This window comes from Mangrovihabitans endophyticus (genome assembly GCF_014646155.1).
GTDB lineage: Bacteria > Actinomycetota > Actinomycetes > Mycobacteriales > Micromonosporaceae > Actinoplanes > Actinoplanes endophyticus.
Genome location: NZ_BMMX01000014.1, coordinates 56241 through 70350, shown reverse-complemented (window position 1 = coordinate 70350; position 14110 = coordinate 56241). Strand labels below are relative to the sequence as shown.

The 14110-nt window shown below is 68.8% G+C and carries 12 protein-coding genes; all 12 read left to right on the top strand.

What is annotated here, in order from left to right; translation table 11 throughout:
• The 12 genes from IEY73_RS17010 to IEY73_RS16955 all read left to right on the top strand — a co-directional run bounded on the left by IEY73_RS17010 (position 1) and on the right by IEY73_RS16955 (position 14109).
• Positions 1-672: a NuoB/complex I 20 kDa subunit family protein gene (locus IEY73_RS17010; protein WP_189080188.1), complete on the top strand. Its 672-nt coding sequence runs from the start codon at positions 1-3 to the stop codon at positions 670-672.
• Positions 669-1382, top strand: a complete 714-nt coding sequence (locus IEY73_RS17005; RefSeq protein ID WP_189080187.1) for an NADH-quinone oxidoreductase subunit C — start codon at positions 669-671, stop codon at positions 1380-1382. The genes IEY73_RS17010 and IEY73_RS17005 overlap by 4 nt, the downstream gene beginning before the upstream one ends.
• Positions 1379-2716: an NADH-quinone oxidoreductase subunit D gene (locus IEY73_RS17000; RefSeq protein ID WP_189080186.1), complete on the top strand. Its 1338-nt coding sequence runs from the start codon at positions 1379-1381 to the stop codon at positions 2714-2716. The genes IEY73_RS17005 and IEY73_RS17000 overlap by 4 nt, the downstream gene beginning before the upstream one ends.
• 30 nt (positions 2717-2746) lie before the next feature.
• Entirely contained in the window at positions 2747-3787 is a 1041-nt protein-coding gene (nuoE, locus tag IEY73_RS16995) for an NADH-quinone oxidoreductase subunit NuoE (RefSeq protein WP_189080267.1), read from the top strand.
• Positions 3784-5100 (top strand): NADH-quinone oxidoreductase subunit NuoF, encoded by a 1317-nt coding sequence (gene nuoF, locus IEY73_RS16990; protein WP_189080185.1) that lies wholly within the window; start codon positions 3784-3786, stop codon positions 5098-5100. The genes nuoE and nuoF overlap by 4 nt, the downstream gene beginning before the upstream one ends.
• A gap of 2 nt (positions 5101-5102) precedes the next feature.
• A complete protein-coding gene (locus tag IEY73_RS16985; RefSeq protein WP_189080184.1) occupies positions 5103-7571 on the top strand; it encodes an NADH-quinone oxidoreductase subunit G in 2469 nt (822 codons plus the stop codon).
• The gene (gene nuoH / locus IEY73_RS16980; RefSeq protein WP_189080183.1) at positions 7568-8938 is read left to right on the top strand and encodes an NADH-quinone oxidoreductase subunit NuoH; all 1371 of its coding nucleotides are present in this window, start codon (positions 7568-7570) and stop codon (positions 8936-8938) included. The genes IEY73_RS16985 and nuoH overlap by 4 nt, the downstream gene beginning before the upstream one ends.
• A 1-nt stretch (position 8939) precedes the next feature.
• Entirely contained in the window at positions 8940-9536 is a 597-nt protein-coding gene (gene nuoI / locus IEY73_RS16975) for an NADH-quinone oxidoreductase subunit NuoI (RefSeq protein ID WP_229715896.1), read from the top strand.
• A complete protein-coding gene (locus IEY73_RS16970) occupies positions 9533-10276 on the top strand; it encodes an NADH-quinone oxidoreductase subunit J (protein WP_189080182.1) in 744 nt (247 codons plus the stop codon). Before nuoI ends, IEY73_RS16970 begins: the two co-directional genes overlap by 4 nt.
• Positions 10273-10572 carry an NADH-quinone oxidoreductase subunit NuoK gene (nuoK, locus tag IEY73_RS16965; protein WP_189080181.1) on the top strand — a complete coding sequence of 100 codons (300 nt, stop codon included), beginning with the start codon at positions 10273-10275 and terminating at the stop codon, positions 10570-10572. The genes IEY73_RS16970 and nuoK overlap by 4 nt, the downstream gene beginning before the upstream one ends.
• A gap of 11 nt (positions 10573-10583) precedes the next feature.
• Entirely contained in the window at positions 10584-12509 is a 1926-nt protein-coding gene (nuoL, locus tag IEY73_RS16960; protein ID WP_189080180.1) for an NADH-quinone oxidoreductase subunit L, read from the top strand.
• A 64-nt stretch (positions 12510-12573) separates the two neighbouring features.
• On the top strand, positions 12574-14109 hold the full coding sequence (locus IEY73_RS16955) for an NADH-quinone oxidoreductase subunit M (RefSeq protein ID WP_189080179.1): 1536 nt from the start codon (positions 12574-12576) through the stop codon (positions 14107-14109).
• Position 14110: the final 1 nt, after the last annotated feature.

The window sequence follows — 14110 nt, the reverse complement described above, 5'->3', positions numbered from 1 at the left end:
ATGGGACTTGAAGAGAAGCTGCCCGCCGGCATCCTCCTCACCTCGGTCGAGAAGCTGTCCAACTGGGCCCGCAAGTCGTCGTTCTGGGGCGCCACCTTCGGCCTGGCCTGCTGCGCCATCGAGATGATGGCCGCCGGCGGCCCGCACTACGACCTCGGGCGCTGGGGCATGGAGGTGTTCCGGGCTTCGCCCCGGCAGGCGGACCTGATGATCGTGGCCGGCCGGGTGAGCCAGAAGATGGCGCCGGTGGTCCGGCAGATCTACGACCAGATGCCCGAGCCCCGCTCGGTGATCTCCATGGGTGTCTGCGCGTCGTCCGGTGGAATGTTCAACAACTACGCCATCGTGCAGGGTGTGGATCACATCGTGCCGGTGGACATCTACCTGCCCGGCTGTCCGCCGCGCCCGGAGATGCTGATCGACGCCATCCTCAAGATGCGCGAGAAGGTCATGGCCGCCCCGCTGGGCCCGAACGGCCGCAAGATGCTGGAGGCGCGCAAGGCCGAGGGCAAGATGCCGCTGGTCGCGCCGGGTGCCATGCCGTCGTCGTACCGGGTGGACAAGGCGCGCCGGGCGGAATGGACACAGGCCGTGAAGGAAGGCCGCGAAGAGCAGCTGCGCATTGAGAACTGGATGAAGTTGCAGCCGCATCTGCGGGAGGGTGGCAAGTGAGCGACGAGACCAACCCCGTACCGGTCGATGCCAGTCCCACCGGCGCCAACCTGGGATCGCCCGCCGAGCTGCCGCCGAATCCCGACCGGGGGATGTTCGGGGTCAAGGGCACCGGCGACGTCTCCGGCTTCGGCGGCCTGGTCCGGCGCCGTCCGGACATCGAGGGCAGCCCCAAGCCGTACGGCGGTTACTTCGACGAGGTGACCGACGCGCTGGAGGAGGCGTACCCGGGGTTCGCGGACGCGATCGAGAAGGTCGTGGTGGACCGCGGCGAGCTGACCCTGCACATCGTGCCGGAGAAGATCGCCGAGGTCGCCCAGATCATGCGCGACGACGAGGCGCTGCGGTTCGAGCTGTGCTCCTCGGTCTCCGGCGTGGACTACCTGCACACCGACTCGCGGCGGCTGCACGTCACCTACCACTTGGCGTCGATGACGTACCGGCGCCGGGTTCGCCTGGAGGTCGCGGTCGCAGCGGACGGCAGCGTGCCGACGGTGACCAGCGTCTACCCGACCGCCGACTGGCAGGAGCGGGAGACGTACGACATGTTCGGCGTGGTCTTCACCGGTCACCCGAACCTGACCCGCGTGCTGATGCCGGACGACTGGGAAGGCTTCCCGCAGCGCAAGGACTACCCGCTCGGCGGCGTGCCGGTCGAGTACAAGGGTGCCGAGATTCCGCCTCCTGACCAGCGGAGGGTTTACCAATGAGCCAATCGACCGAGGGCCGGGCGTACGCACCGGAGCGCGAAACCACCGAGGGCCGGGTCTTCACGGTCACCGGCGGCGACTGGAACACGGTCACGGACAGCGTCGACCCGCTGTCCAACGAGAAGATCGTGGTGAACATGGGTCCGCAGCACCCGTCCACGCACGGCGTGTTGCGGCTGGTGCTGGAACTGGAGGGCGAGACCGTCACCGACGCCCGTCCGGTCATCGGTTACCTGCACACCGGCATCGAGAAGAACCTCGAGTATCGCAACTGGACGCAGGGCACCACGTTCGTCACCCGGGCGGACTACCTGGCGCCGCTGTTCAACGAGGCGGGGTACTGCCTCGCGGTGGAGAAGCTGCTCGGCATCACCGATGACATCACCGAGCGTGCGCAGACCATCCGGGTGCTCTTCATGGAGCTCAACCGGATCTCCTCGCACCTGGTGTGGCTGGCCACCACGGGCATGGAGCTCGGCGCGATCTCGATGATGCTGTACGGCTTCCGGGAGCGCGAGTACGTCCTGGACATCTTCGAGGAGACGTCCGGTCTGCGGATGAACCACGCGTATTTCCGTCCCGGCGGGGTCGCGCAGGACATCCCGGAATCGGCCATCAAGAAGATCCGCGACTTCCTCGTCTACCTGCCGAAGAAGCTCAAGGAATACGAGAACATGCTCAGCGGCCAGGTCATCTGGCAGGAGCGTACGCAGGGCGTGGCGGTGCTGGACGTGACCGGCTGCCTGTCGCTGGGCATCACCGGACCGGTGCTGCGCGCCGCCGGCCTGCCCTGGGATCTGCGTAAGACCATGCCGTACTCGGGGTACGAGAACTACGAGTTCGACGTGCCGACCGCGGACACCGCCGACGTCTGGGGCCGCTACCAGGTGCGGATCGCCGAGATCCGCGAGTCGCTCAAGATCGTCGAGCAGGCGCTGGACCGGCTCCGCCCCGGTCCGATCATGATCGCGGACAAGAAGATCGCCTGGCCGGCGCAGCTCGCCGTGGGCGTGGACGGCATGGGCAACTCGCTCGAACACGTCGCCAAGATCATGGGTCAGTCGATGGAATCGCTGATCCACCACTTCAAGCTGGTGACCGAGGGTTTCCGGGTTCCGCCGGGCCAGGTCTACGTCGCCGTCGAGCACCCACGGGGCGAACTGGGCGTGCACGCCGTTTCGGACGGCAGCACCCACCCGTACCGGGTGCACATGCGCGACCCCAGCTTCGTGAACCTCCAGGCCATCCCGGCGATGGCCGAGGGTGCTCTGCTCGCCGACGTCATCGCCGGCGGCGCCTCGCTGGACCCCGTGATGGGTGGGTGTGACCGATAGATGTCCGATGCCGTGAAAACCGTGGATGACATGGAGTTCTCCCCGGCCGCTGCGCCACTGGCCGAGAAGCTCCTGGATCCCGCGCTCGAAATCCTCGCGCGCTACCCCCTGGGCCGGCAGCGGTCCGCGCTGCTGCCGCTGCTGCACCTGGTGCAGACCGCGGAGGGCCAGGTCAGCCCGGCCGGGGTGGCGTTCTGCGCGGAGGTGCTGGGCATCAACAAGGCCCAGGTCGGCGCGGTCGCCACGTTCTACACGATGTACAAGCGGCGACCGGCCGGGGAATACCTGGTCAGCGTCTGCACCAACACATTGTGCAACGTGATGGGCGGCCAGGAGGTCTACGACCAACTCGTCGAGCACCTGGGCGTCGGACACGACGAGACCACCGCGGACGGCAAGATCACGCTGGAGCATGCGGAGTGCCTCGCGGCGTGTGACTACGCGCCGGTCGTCACCGTCAACTACGACTTCACCGTGGACGAGGCGACGCCGGAGGCCGCGGTGGGCATGGTGGAGAAGCTGCGCGCCGGTGAACGCCCGACGCCCAGCCGCGGTGCCCGGCTGTGCACGCTGCGGGAGACGCAGTGGCAGCTCGCCGGGTACGCCGACGACCGGGACGGCGCGGTCGCCGACGGGGTGGCCGGTGCGCCGACGCTGCGCGGCGTGACGCTGGCGCAGGAGCACGGGGTCGCGGTGGCGGACTTCAACCCGGACACGCCGATCGCCACCACCAAGCCGGCCCGGGACGAATCCGCGAAGCCGGTCAAGGACGCCAGCCCGGCCCGGCGCAAGCGCGCCGAGCCCGGACGCGGCGCGCCGGCCACCGGGGGCAAGGACCCGCAGGTCCGCACCGCCGAGGAACGCCATCCGAACGCCGCCACCCCGGCCCGCGGCAACCCGGTCACGTCCTCCGGCCGACCCGCGCCGACCAATCCGGCCGAGGCCGAGGGCATGGCCGGGAACGCGCCGGCCGGCGATGCCAAGCCCGCGGGCGACACCGAACGCGGCGAGAGCATCGTGAGCGAGGCCAGCGCCGCCCAGGAGCGGGGCGGACCGGAGGAGAAGAAATGACGCAGCCACGACGCGAGGTGCTGCAGAAGCTCACCCCCGTCCTCACCAAGCGCTGGCTTTCGCCGGACGCCTGGAAGATCGACACGTACGAGCGTCTGGACGGCTACAGCGCGCTCCGCAAGGCCCTCGACGTGCACCCGGACGACCTGATCCAACTGGTCAAGGACTCCGGCCTGCGCGGGCGCGGGGGCGCAGGCTTCCCCACCGGGCTCAAGTGGAACTTCATCCCGCAGGGCGACGGCAAGCCGCACTACCTGGTGATCAACGCCGATGAGGGCGAGCCGGGCACCTGCAAGGACCTGCCGTTGATGACGTACGACCCGCACTCGCTCGTGGAAGGCGCGATCATCGCGTCGTACGCGATCCGGGCCAGCCGTGCGTTCATCTACATTCGCGGCGAGGCGGTGCACGCCGCGCGCCGGCTGCGCTACGCGGTGCGTGAGGCGTACGCCAAGGGGTACCTGGGTGAGAACATCCTCGGCTCGGGCTTCGACCTGGACCTGGTGGTGCACAGCGGCGCGGGCGCGTACATCTGCGGCGAGGAGACCGCGCTGCTCGACTCGCTGGAGGGGTTCCGTGGTCAGCCGCGGCTGCGTCCGCCGTTCCCCGCGGTGGCCGGCCTGTACGCGAGCCCGACCGTGGTCAACAACGTCGGCACCATCGCCAGCGTGCCGTACATCGTGCTGGGCGGCGCGGACTGGTGGAAGAGCATGGGCACGGAGAAGTCGTCCGGCCCGATGATCTACTCGCTGTCCGGGCGGATCGCCAACCCCGGCCAGTACGAGTGCGGGCTGGGCATCACGCTGCGTGAACTGATCGAGCTGGCCGGCGGCATGAAGCCGGGCCACAGTCTGAAGTTCTGGACGCCCGGTGGATCGTCGACGCCGCTGCTCACCGCCGAGCACATCGACACCCCGATGGACTTCGAGGGCGTCGCCGCGGCCGGGTCCATCCTGGGCACCACCGCGATGCAGATCTTCTCCGACCAGGACTGTCCGGTCTACGCGACGTGGCGGTGGCTGGAGTTCTACCACCATGAGTCGTGCGGCAAGTGCACGCCGTGCCGCGAGGGCAACTACTGGATGGTGCGCACGTACCGCCGGATCCTCTCCGGCGAGGGCACCCCCGCCGACTTGGACACCCTGCAGGACACCGCGGACAACATCTTCGGCCGCTCCTTCTGCGGCCTCGGCGACGGCGCCGCCACTCCGGTGGTGTCCACGCTGAAGTGGTTCCGGCAGGACTACCTGGACTACATCGAGGGCCGGACCGCTCCGCGGCTGTCCGCGAAGGCCCTGGTAGGAGCTCACTAACTATGACTGACGTCGCGAAGAAGACCGATGTGGTCACCCTGACCATCGACGGTGTCGAGGTGACCGCGGCCAAGGGTGAGCTGGTCATCCGGGTCGCCGAACGGATGGGCATCGCCATCCCGCGGTTCTGCGACCACCCGCTGCTGGCTCCGGCCGGCGCCTGTCGGCAGTGCCTGGTCGAGGTGGAGGGGCAACGCAAGCCGGTCGCCTCCTGCACCCAGGCCGTCGCCGACGGCATGGTGGTGAAGACCCAGCGCACGTCCGAGGTCGCCGCGAAGGCCCAGGGCGGCATCATGGAGCTCCTGCTGGTCAACCACCCGCTGGACTGCCCGACCTGCGACAAGGGCGGCGAATGCCCGCTGCAGAACCAGGCGATGACCAACGGGCGGCCGGACTCGCGGTTCCACGAGAAGAAGCGCGAGTACGAGAAGCCGATCCACATCTCCAGCCAGGTGCTGCTGGACCGCGAGCGGTGCATCCTCTGCCAGCGCTGCACCCGGTTCTCCGAGGAGATCGCCGGGGACAAGTTCATCGACCTGATGGACCGGTCCTCCGGAGAGCAGATCAACGTCTACCGCGACGACTTCTTCGGCGGTGACCTCACCGGTGACGGCCAGGTCGGCGAGGGCGACGGGGACGTGCCGTTCAACTCGTACTTCTCCGGCAACACCATCCAGATCTGCCCGGTCGGCGCACTCACCGGTGAGCAGTACCGGTTCCGTGCCCGCCCGTTCGACCTGGTCTCCACCCCGACCGCCTGCGAGCACTGCGCGGCGGGTTGTGCGATGCGGGCCGACCACCGGCGCGGCAAGGTGCTGCGCCGCCTGGCCGGCGACGACCCGGCGGTGAACGAGGAGTGGAACTGCGACAAGGGCCGCTGGGGATTCCGCTACACCACCGCCACCAACCGGATCACCACGCCGTTGATCCGCGACGCGGACACCGGCGAACTGCGGGAGGCGTCGTGGAGTGAGGCGCTGCGCGCGGCGGCCGAGGGCTTGCAGGCCGCGACGGGTGTCGGCGTGCTCACCGGCGGGCGGCTCACGGTGGAGGACGCGTACGCGTACGCGAAGTTCGCGCGGGTCGCGCTCGGCACCAACGACGTCGACTTCCGGGCCCGTCCGATGTCCGGCGAGGAGGCCGACTTCCTGGCCGCTTCCGTCGCCGGAGTCAGCGATGTCACGTACACCGACGTGGAGAACGCGCCCTCGGCGGTGATCGTCGGGCTGGAGCCGGAGGAGGAGTGCCCGATCCTCTTCCTGCGGCTGCGTAAGGGACACGGGAAGAAGAAGCTCAAGGTCACGGCCGTGGCGCCGTACCTGAGTCGCGGCTTCGAGAAGCTCGGCGCCGCCTTGGTCACGGCGGTGCCCGGTGCGGAGGCCCAGGTGCTGGCCGACGACCCGGCGCTGGCCGGGGCGCTGGCCGAGCCGGGGGCGCTGCTGATCGTCGGCGAGCGGCTGGCCACCGTGCCGGGCGGCCTGTCCGCCGCGGCGGCGCTGGCCGAGCGGACGGGCGCCCGCCTCGCGTGGGTGCCGCGACGTGCCGGTGACCGCGGCGCGGTGGACGCCGGCTGCCTGCCGAACCTGCTGCCCGGCGGTCGTCCGGTGGCCGACCCCGGCGCCCGCGCCGAGATCGCCAACGCCTGGGACCTGGAGTCCGGCCGCCTCTCCAGTACGGCCGGCCGCGGCACGGACGAGATCATCGCCGCCGCCGCCGACGGCACCCTGGGCGCCTTGGTCGTGGCCGGCGTCGACCCGGCCGACCTGGCCGATCCCGCGCTGGCCGAGCGAGCGCTGGACGCGGTGCCGTTCCTGGTCAGCCTGGAGTTGCGGCAGAGCGCGGTGACCCGGCGCGCCGACGTGGTGCTGCCGGTCGCCCCGGCCGCCGAGAAGTCCGGCACCTACATGGACTGGGAAGGCCGGTTGCGTACCTTCGGCACCGTCCTGACCAGCACCGCGATGACCGACGGCCGGGTGTTGGAGGCGATCGCCGCGCAGATGGGCTTCGCGCTCGGCACCGGCGACGTCGACGCCATCCGCCGCGAACTGGGCGCGATGCCGGCCAGCACGGTGGGCCGGCCGGGCATGCCGTCGACATCCCCGGCCGCCCGCCCGGTGGCCGGCGTCGGAGAGGCCGTGCTCGCGACCTGGCACGAGCTGATCGACCTCGGTTCGATGCTCGACGGCGACGAGGTGTTGGCCGGCACGGCGCGGCCGGTGGTGGCCCGGATCGGCAAGGATCTCGCCGAGGAACTCGGCGTGGCCGACGCCGACGAGGTGACCGTCGGGTCCGACCGGGGCAGCATCACGCTGCCGGTGGCGATCACCGATCTGCCGCCGCGAGTGGTCTGGCTCCCCACCAACTCGCCGGGCTCGACGGTGCGTCGCAGCCTGGGCGCCGCCTCGGGCGTGGTGGTCCGCCTCACCGCGGGCAAGCCGGGTCCGATCCTCGCCGAGGGGAAGAACTCATGACACCAACGATTCTCGCCGCGGCGCAGGATCCGACGCTGGAGACGTTCGAGAACGACGTCTGGTGGATCGTCCTGATCAAGCTGTTCGGCGTCTTCGTCATCCTCCTGCTGCTGACGCTGTTCACGATCAACTACGAGCGCAAGGCCGTGGCCCGGATGGCGGTCCGGCCCGGACCCAACCAGGTCGGGCCCAAGGGCTGGTTGCAGAGCCTCACGGACGGCGTCAAGCTGCCGTTCAAGGAGGAGATCATCCCGAAGACCGCGGACAAGGTGGTCTATTTCATCGCCCCGGTCATCTCGGCCACCACGGCGTTCACCGCGTTCTCGGTGATCCCGTTCGGGCCGGTCGTGTCGATCTTCGGACACAAGACCGCGCTGCAGCTCACCGACGTGCCGGTCTCCGTGCTGGTGCTCCTCGCGTGTTCGTCCATGGCGGTGTACGGCGTGGTGCTGGCGGGCTGGGCGTCCGGTTCCACCTACCCGCTGCTCGGCGGTCTGCGTTCCAGTGCACAGATGATTTCGTACGAGGTTGCGATGGGCCTGTCCATCGTGGCGGTCTTCATGACCGCGGGCAGCATGTCCACCTCGCAGATCGTCAAGGCTCAGGCGGGCAACGGCGAGGCCAGCTTCGACCTCTTCGGCTGGAACCCGACCGCGCCGAGCTGGTACGCGCTGCTGCTGCTGCCCAGCTTCATCATCTACTGCATCGCGGCGGTGGGTGAGACCAACCGGGCGCCGTTCGACCTGCCGGAGGCGGAGTCGGAGCTGGTCGGTGGCTTCCACACCGAATACTCGTCGTTCAAGTTCGCGCTGTTCTTCCTCGCCGAGTACATCAACATGATCACCGTCTCGGCGTTCGCCACCACGCTGTTCCTGGGTGGCTGGCGAGCTCCGGCACCGATCACCACCTGGTGGGCCGGCGCCAACTCCGGCTGGTGGCCGCTGCTCTGGTGGCTGCTCAAGGTGCTGATCCTGCTGTTCGGCTTCATCTGGCTGCGTGCCACGCTGCCGCGCATGCGCTACGACCAGTTCATGCGCTTCGGCTGGAAGGTGCTGATCCCGGTCAACCTGGTGTGGATCCTCTTCCTTGCCGGTGTCCGGGTTGCCAACAACGAGCTGTCCCAGGGACAGAAGTGGCTGGTCATCGGCGGCGTCGTGGTGGTCGTGCTGCTTGCCGCCATGCTCTGGCCGGCCAGCCGCAAGCCACGCCAGCTCTCCATCGAGGAACAGTTGGCCGCCCGCCCGCCGGGCAGTTTCCCGGTCCCACCGATGGACCTGCAGGTGCCGCCGAGCCCCCGGGCGCGGCGTGCGGTCGCCGAACGGGCGCCCGCTGCGGTCGGCGGCGAGTCCGCAGAGAAGGAGGTGTGACGTGGGTACTTTCACCGGCTCCTTCAAGGGCTTCGGAGTGACCTTCGCGCACATGTTCCGCAAGGTCATCACGACCGACTATCCGTTCACCCCGCCGACGCCGGCGCCGCGATACCACGGTCGGCACATCCTCAACCGGCACCCGGACGGCCTGGAGAAGTGCATCGGCTGCGAGCTGTGCGCCTGGGCCTGCCCGGCGGACGCCATCTATGTCGAGGGCGGCGACAACACCGACGAGATGAGGTTCTCGCCGGGTGAGCGGTACGCGAGCATCTACCAGATCAACTATGCGCGGTGCATCTTCTGCGGTCTCTGCATCGAGGCCTGCCCGACCCGCTCGCTCACCATGAGCAACGAGTACGAGCTGGCCCGGGACAACCGGCAGGACCTGATCTTCACCAAGAAGGAACTGCTGGCGCCGCTGCTGCCCGGCATGGAGCAGCCGCCGCACCCGATGCGCCTCGGCGAGACCGACACGGACTACTACGTCGGCGCGCTGACCAACCCGGGCACCTCGGCCGGCGCGGAGCGGGCCCCCTGGGCCGACAACACGGCCGTCGACGGCACCGGAGAGGCCGCGAAGGAGGGCGCGCGATGAGCAACGTCAGCACCGGCGAAGCGTGGGCCTTCTGGATCCTGGGCAGCCTCGCGGTCATCGGCGCCCTCGGCACCGTGCTGGCACGCAACGCCGTGCACTCCGCCCTGTGGCTGGTCACCACCATGCTCAGCCTGGGCTTCCTCTACGTGGTCAACGCGGCGCCGTTCCTCGGCCTGGTGCAGATCATCGTCTACACCGGCGCGATCATGATGCTGTTCCTGTTCGTGCTGATGCTGGTCGGACGGGATGCTTCGGACTCGCTGATCGAGACGTTGCGGGGCCAACGGATCGCCGCGATCCTGCTCGGCGTGGGCTTCGCCGCGCTGATCGGCACCGGCCTGGCCCGCGCCCTGGTGGACACGCCCACCGTGGGCCTGGCCGCGGCCAACGCGAACGGCAACGTGCAGGGGCTGGCCAGCTTGCTGTTCACCCGGTATGTGTTCGCGTTCGAGGTCACGTCCGCACTGCTGATCACCGCGGCGGTGGGCGCAATGGTGCTGGCGCACGTCGAGCGGGCCAAGGGCGAGATCTTCGATCAGGTGACCCGGATGCGGATGCGCTTCCGGCCGGGCAGCTACCCGGCGCCGAAGGCGGGCCCCGGCGTCTACGCCAACACCATGTCGGTCGCCGCGCCGGCCAGGCTGCCGGACGGCGCGGACGCCGAGCGCAGTCTGTCGGCCATCCTGCCGGTGCGTGAGCTCACCGGCCGCGAAGCCGCACCGAAGGGCACGGAGAAGTGACTCCTGACTATTACCTCGTCCTCGCGGGGATCCTGTTCACCATCGGTGCCGCCGGAGTGCTGGTCCGCCGCAACGCCATCGTGCTGTTCATGTGCATCGAGCTGATGCTGAACGCGGCGAACCTCGCGCTGGTCACCTTCAGCCGGATCAACGGCGGCCTGGACGGCCAGATCATCTCGTTCTTCGTGATGGTCGTCGCCGCTGCTGAAGTGGTGGTGGGCCTCGCGATCATCATGTCGATCTTCCGGACGCGACGCTCGGCGAGCGTCGACGACGCCAACCTTCTCAAGTACTGAGGGGCCTTCACGTGGAACAGACAGTGGAGTATGCCCACGCGAGCGGGGCGCTGAGCGGGATCTGGCTGCTGGTGGCCATTCCGCTGGCCAGCGCCGCGATCCTGTTGCTGCTCGGCAAGCGTGCGGACAAATGGGGGCACTGGCTCGGCGTGCTCGCGGTGGCCGCCTCGTTCGTCCTCGGCCTGGTGTTCTTCTTCAGCCTGCGTGGCCTGGAGGACGGCGCCCGGTCCGCGCAGCAGAGCCTGTTCGACTTCATCGCCGTCGGGGGCCTGCACGTCGACTTCGGCCTGCTGTTCGATCCGCTGTCCGGCGTCTTCGTGCTGCTCATCACCGGAGTCGGTTCGCTCATCCACCTGTACGCGGTGGGATACATGGAGCACGACGAGGGGCGGCGGAAGTTCTTCGGCTACTTCAACCTCTTCGTCGCGGCGATGTTGTTGCTCGTGCTCGGCAACAACTACGTGATGCTGTACTTCGGCTGGGAGGGCGTGGGTCTCGCGTCGTACCTGCTGATCTCGTTCTGGTACACCCGGCCGTCCGCGGCCACCGCCGGCAAGAAGGCGTTCCTGATGAACCGGGTCGGCGACGCCGGCCTGGCCATCGGCATCTTCCTGATGTTCGCCACGCTGGGCAGCACCAACTACGACGAGGTCTTCAACGGCGTCGGCACGCTGTCCGCCGGCACCGTGCTGATCATGGGCATCCTGCTGCTGCTCGGCGCGGCCGGCAAGTCCGGTCAGTTCCCGTTGCAGGCTTGGCTTCCGGACGCGATGGAGGGCCCGACCCCGGTGTCCGCCCTCATCCACGCGGCGACCATGGTCACCGCGGGCGTCTACCTGATCGCTCGCTCCAACCCGATCTTCTCGGCGAACGCCACGCTGCAGACCATCGTGGTCAGCGTCGGCGCCATCACGCTGCTCATCGGCTGCGTCATCGGGGCCGCCAAGGACGACATCAAGCGGGTGCTGGCCTGGTCCACGGTCAGCCAGATCGGCTACATGTTCCTCGGCGTCGGGCTCGGCGGCGGCGCGTACGCGCTGGCGATCATCCACCTGCTGGCGCACGGCTTCTTCAAGGCCAACATGTTCCTCGGTGCCGGCTCGGTGATGCACGGGATGCACGACCAGGTGGACATCCGGCGGTTCGGTGCGCTGCGGAAGTTCATGCCGTACACGTGGATCACCTTCATGATGGGCTGGCTCGCCATCATCGGCATTCCGCCGCTGTCCGGCTACTTCTCCAAGGAGCCGATCATCGCGGCGGCCTTCGAGCGCGGCGACTGGACCTCCTGGCTGTACGGCGGGGCCGCCCTGGTCGGCGCCGGGCTGACCGCGTTCTACATGACGCGGCTGTTCGTGCTCACGTTCCACGGCCCGAAGCGCTGGACCGAGGACATCCACGAGCCGCACGAGTCGCCGTTCATCATGACCGTGCCGCTGATGCTGCTGGCCCTGGGGTCGATCGGTGCCGGATGGCTGCTGTCGACGTCGGTGCCGGACTGGCTGGAGCCGGTGATCGTCGGTGAGGCGACCGAGCACGAGCCGGTGATCGCACACTGGCTGATCTCGGTGCTCGGGCTGGTGTTCACGGTGATCGGCGCGGGCGTGGCCTTCATGCTCTTCCGCCGTGGCACCGCCCACCAGGAGCAGCCGGCCGGCGTGCTTGTCACGGCGGCGCGCCGGAACCTTTACACCGACGCCTTCAACGAGGCGGTGTTCGAGAAGCCCGGCATCTACCTCACCCGGGCCCTGGTCTATCTGGACAGCAAGGGCATCGACGGCGCGGTCAACGGCATCGCGGCAAGCGTCGGCGGGAGCTCCGGTCGGCTGCGCAGGCTGCAGACCGGGTTCGTCCGCTCGTACGCCCTCTCCATGCTCACCGGCGCGGTGGTCGTCGTCGGTGCCTTCCTCGCGATCCAGTTGGGATGGTTGGCGTGACGAGCGTCATTCGGTCCGGTGGCGTCGACCACCGGAGACTTACAGCGGGGCGGGAGGCCGAATAATGCTCGCTGACTTTCCGTTCCTTTCGATCCTCACGCTCGCCCCCCTGGTGGGCGCGGTGGCGGTGGCGTGTATTCCGCGCAGCCGGGGCGCCCTGGCCAAGACCGTCGCCTTGGGCTGGTCGCTGGCGGTCCTGGTGCTCAGCATCGTCATGTGGATCGCCTACCAGGTCGGCGGTGACCGCCTGCAGTTCCGCGAGTCGTACGCGTGGATCCCCACCTGGGACGCGCGCTTCACCTTCGCCGCCGACGGCATCGCGCTGGTGATGCTCATGCTCATCGCGGTGCTCGTGCCGGTGGTCATCCTGGCCTCCTGGCACGACGCCGAGGAGAGCAACCGGTCGGTGCCGATCTACTTCGCGCTGCTGCTCGCCCTCGAATGCACGATGATCGGCGTGTTCGCCGCCGCCGACGTCTTCCTGTTCTACGTGTTCTTCGAGGTCATGCTGGTGCCGATGTACTTCATCATCGGTTCCTACGGCGGACCGCGCCGGCAGTACGCGGCGGTGAAGTTCTTCCTCTACTCGCTGGTCGGCGGTCTGTTCATGCTGGCCGCGGTGATCGGCCTCTGGGTGGTGGGCGGGCACACGTTCGACTGGCAGACCCTGATTCAGGCGGACATCGACACCACCACTGCGCGCTGGCTGTTCCTCGGCTTCTTCATCGCGTTCGCGGTCAAGGCACCGTTCTTCCCGTTCCACACCTGGCTGCCGGACGCCGGTGGCGCCGCCCCGGCGGGAGCCGCGGCGCTGCTCGTCGGCGTGCTGGACAAGGTCGGCACCTTCGGCATCCTGCGGTACTGCCTGCCGCTGTTCCCGGAGGCGTCGCGCTGGTTCGCGCCCACCGCGCTGATCCTCTCGGTGATCGGGATCATCTACGCGGCACTGCTCGCGGTCGGTCAGAACGACCTCAAGCGCCTGGTGTCGTACACGTCGATCGCCCACTTCGGCTTCATCGGCATCGGCATCTTCGCGTTCACCACGCAGGCCGGCACCGGATCGGTGCTCTACATGGTCAACCATGGACTGGCCACCGGCCTGCTGTTCCTGGTCGTCGGCATGTTCGTGGCTCGGCGCGGATCCGCACTGGTCAGCGACTTCGGCGGCGCGGGCAAGCTGCTGCCGCTGCTGGCCGGGGTGATGTTCTTCGCCGGTCTGGCGTCGCTGGCGCTGCCCGGAACGGCGCCGTTCGTCAGCGAGTTCCTCGTCCTGATCGGCACGTTCACCGTGCACAAGGCGTACGCGGTGATCGCTACGGCCGGCATCATCCTGGCCGCCGGATACGTGCTGTGGATGGTGCAGCGGACCACGCAGGGCACGCTGAACCCGGTGCTCGCCGAGATGCCGAGCATGCGTAAGGACATCAGCCTGCGCGAGAAGGTGGTGGTGGCGCCGCTGATCCTGCTGCTGCTCCTGCTCGGCTTCTATCCGAAGCCGGTCACCGATGTGATCAACCCGGCGGTGCAGGCGACCATGCAGGACGTCGGCACGACCGATCCGGGGCCGACGGCGGTCGTGAACGGAAAGGTGGCGCCGTAGC

Coding starts and splice junctions, on each gene's coding strand:
- nuoH (WP_189080183.1), top strand. CDS start 7,568: ATGACACCAACGATTCTCGCCGCGGCGCAGGATCCGACGCTGGAGACG.
- nuoF (WP_189080185.1), top strand. CDS start 3,784: ATGACGCAGCCACGACGCGAGGTGCTGCAGAAGCTCACCCCCGTCCTC.
- IEY73_RS16985 (WP_189080184.1), top strand. CDS start 5,103: ATGACTGACGTCGCGAAGAAGACCGATGTGGTCACCCTGACCATCGAC.
- IEY73_RS17000 (WP_189080186.1), top strand. CDS start 1,379: ATGAGCCAATCGACCGAGGGCCGGGCGTACGCACCGGAGCGCGAAACC.
- nuoE (WP_189080267.1), top strand. CDS start 2,747: ATGGAGTTCTCCCCGGCCGCTGCGCCACTGGCCGAGAAGCTCCTGGAT.
- IEY73_RS17010 (WP_189080188.1), top strand. CDS start 1: ATGGGACTTGAAGAGAAGCTGCCCGCCGGCATCCTCCTCACCTCGGTC.
- IEY73_RS16955 (WP_189080179.1), top strand. CDS start 12,574: ATGCTCGCTGACTTTCCGTTCCTTTCGATCCTCACGCTCGCCCCCCTG.
- IEY73_RS16970 (WP_189080182.1), top strand. CDS start 9,533: ATGAGCAACGTCAGCACCGGCGAAGCGTGGGCCTTCTGGATCCTGGGC.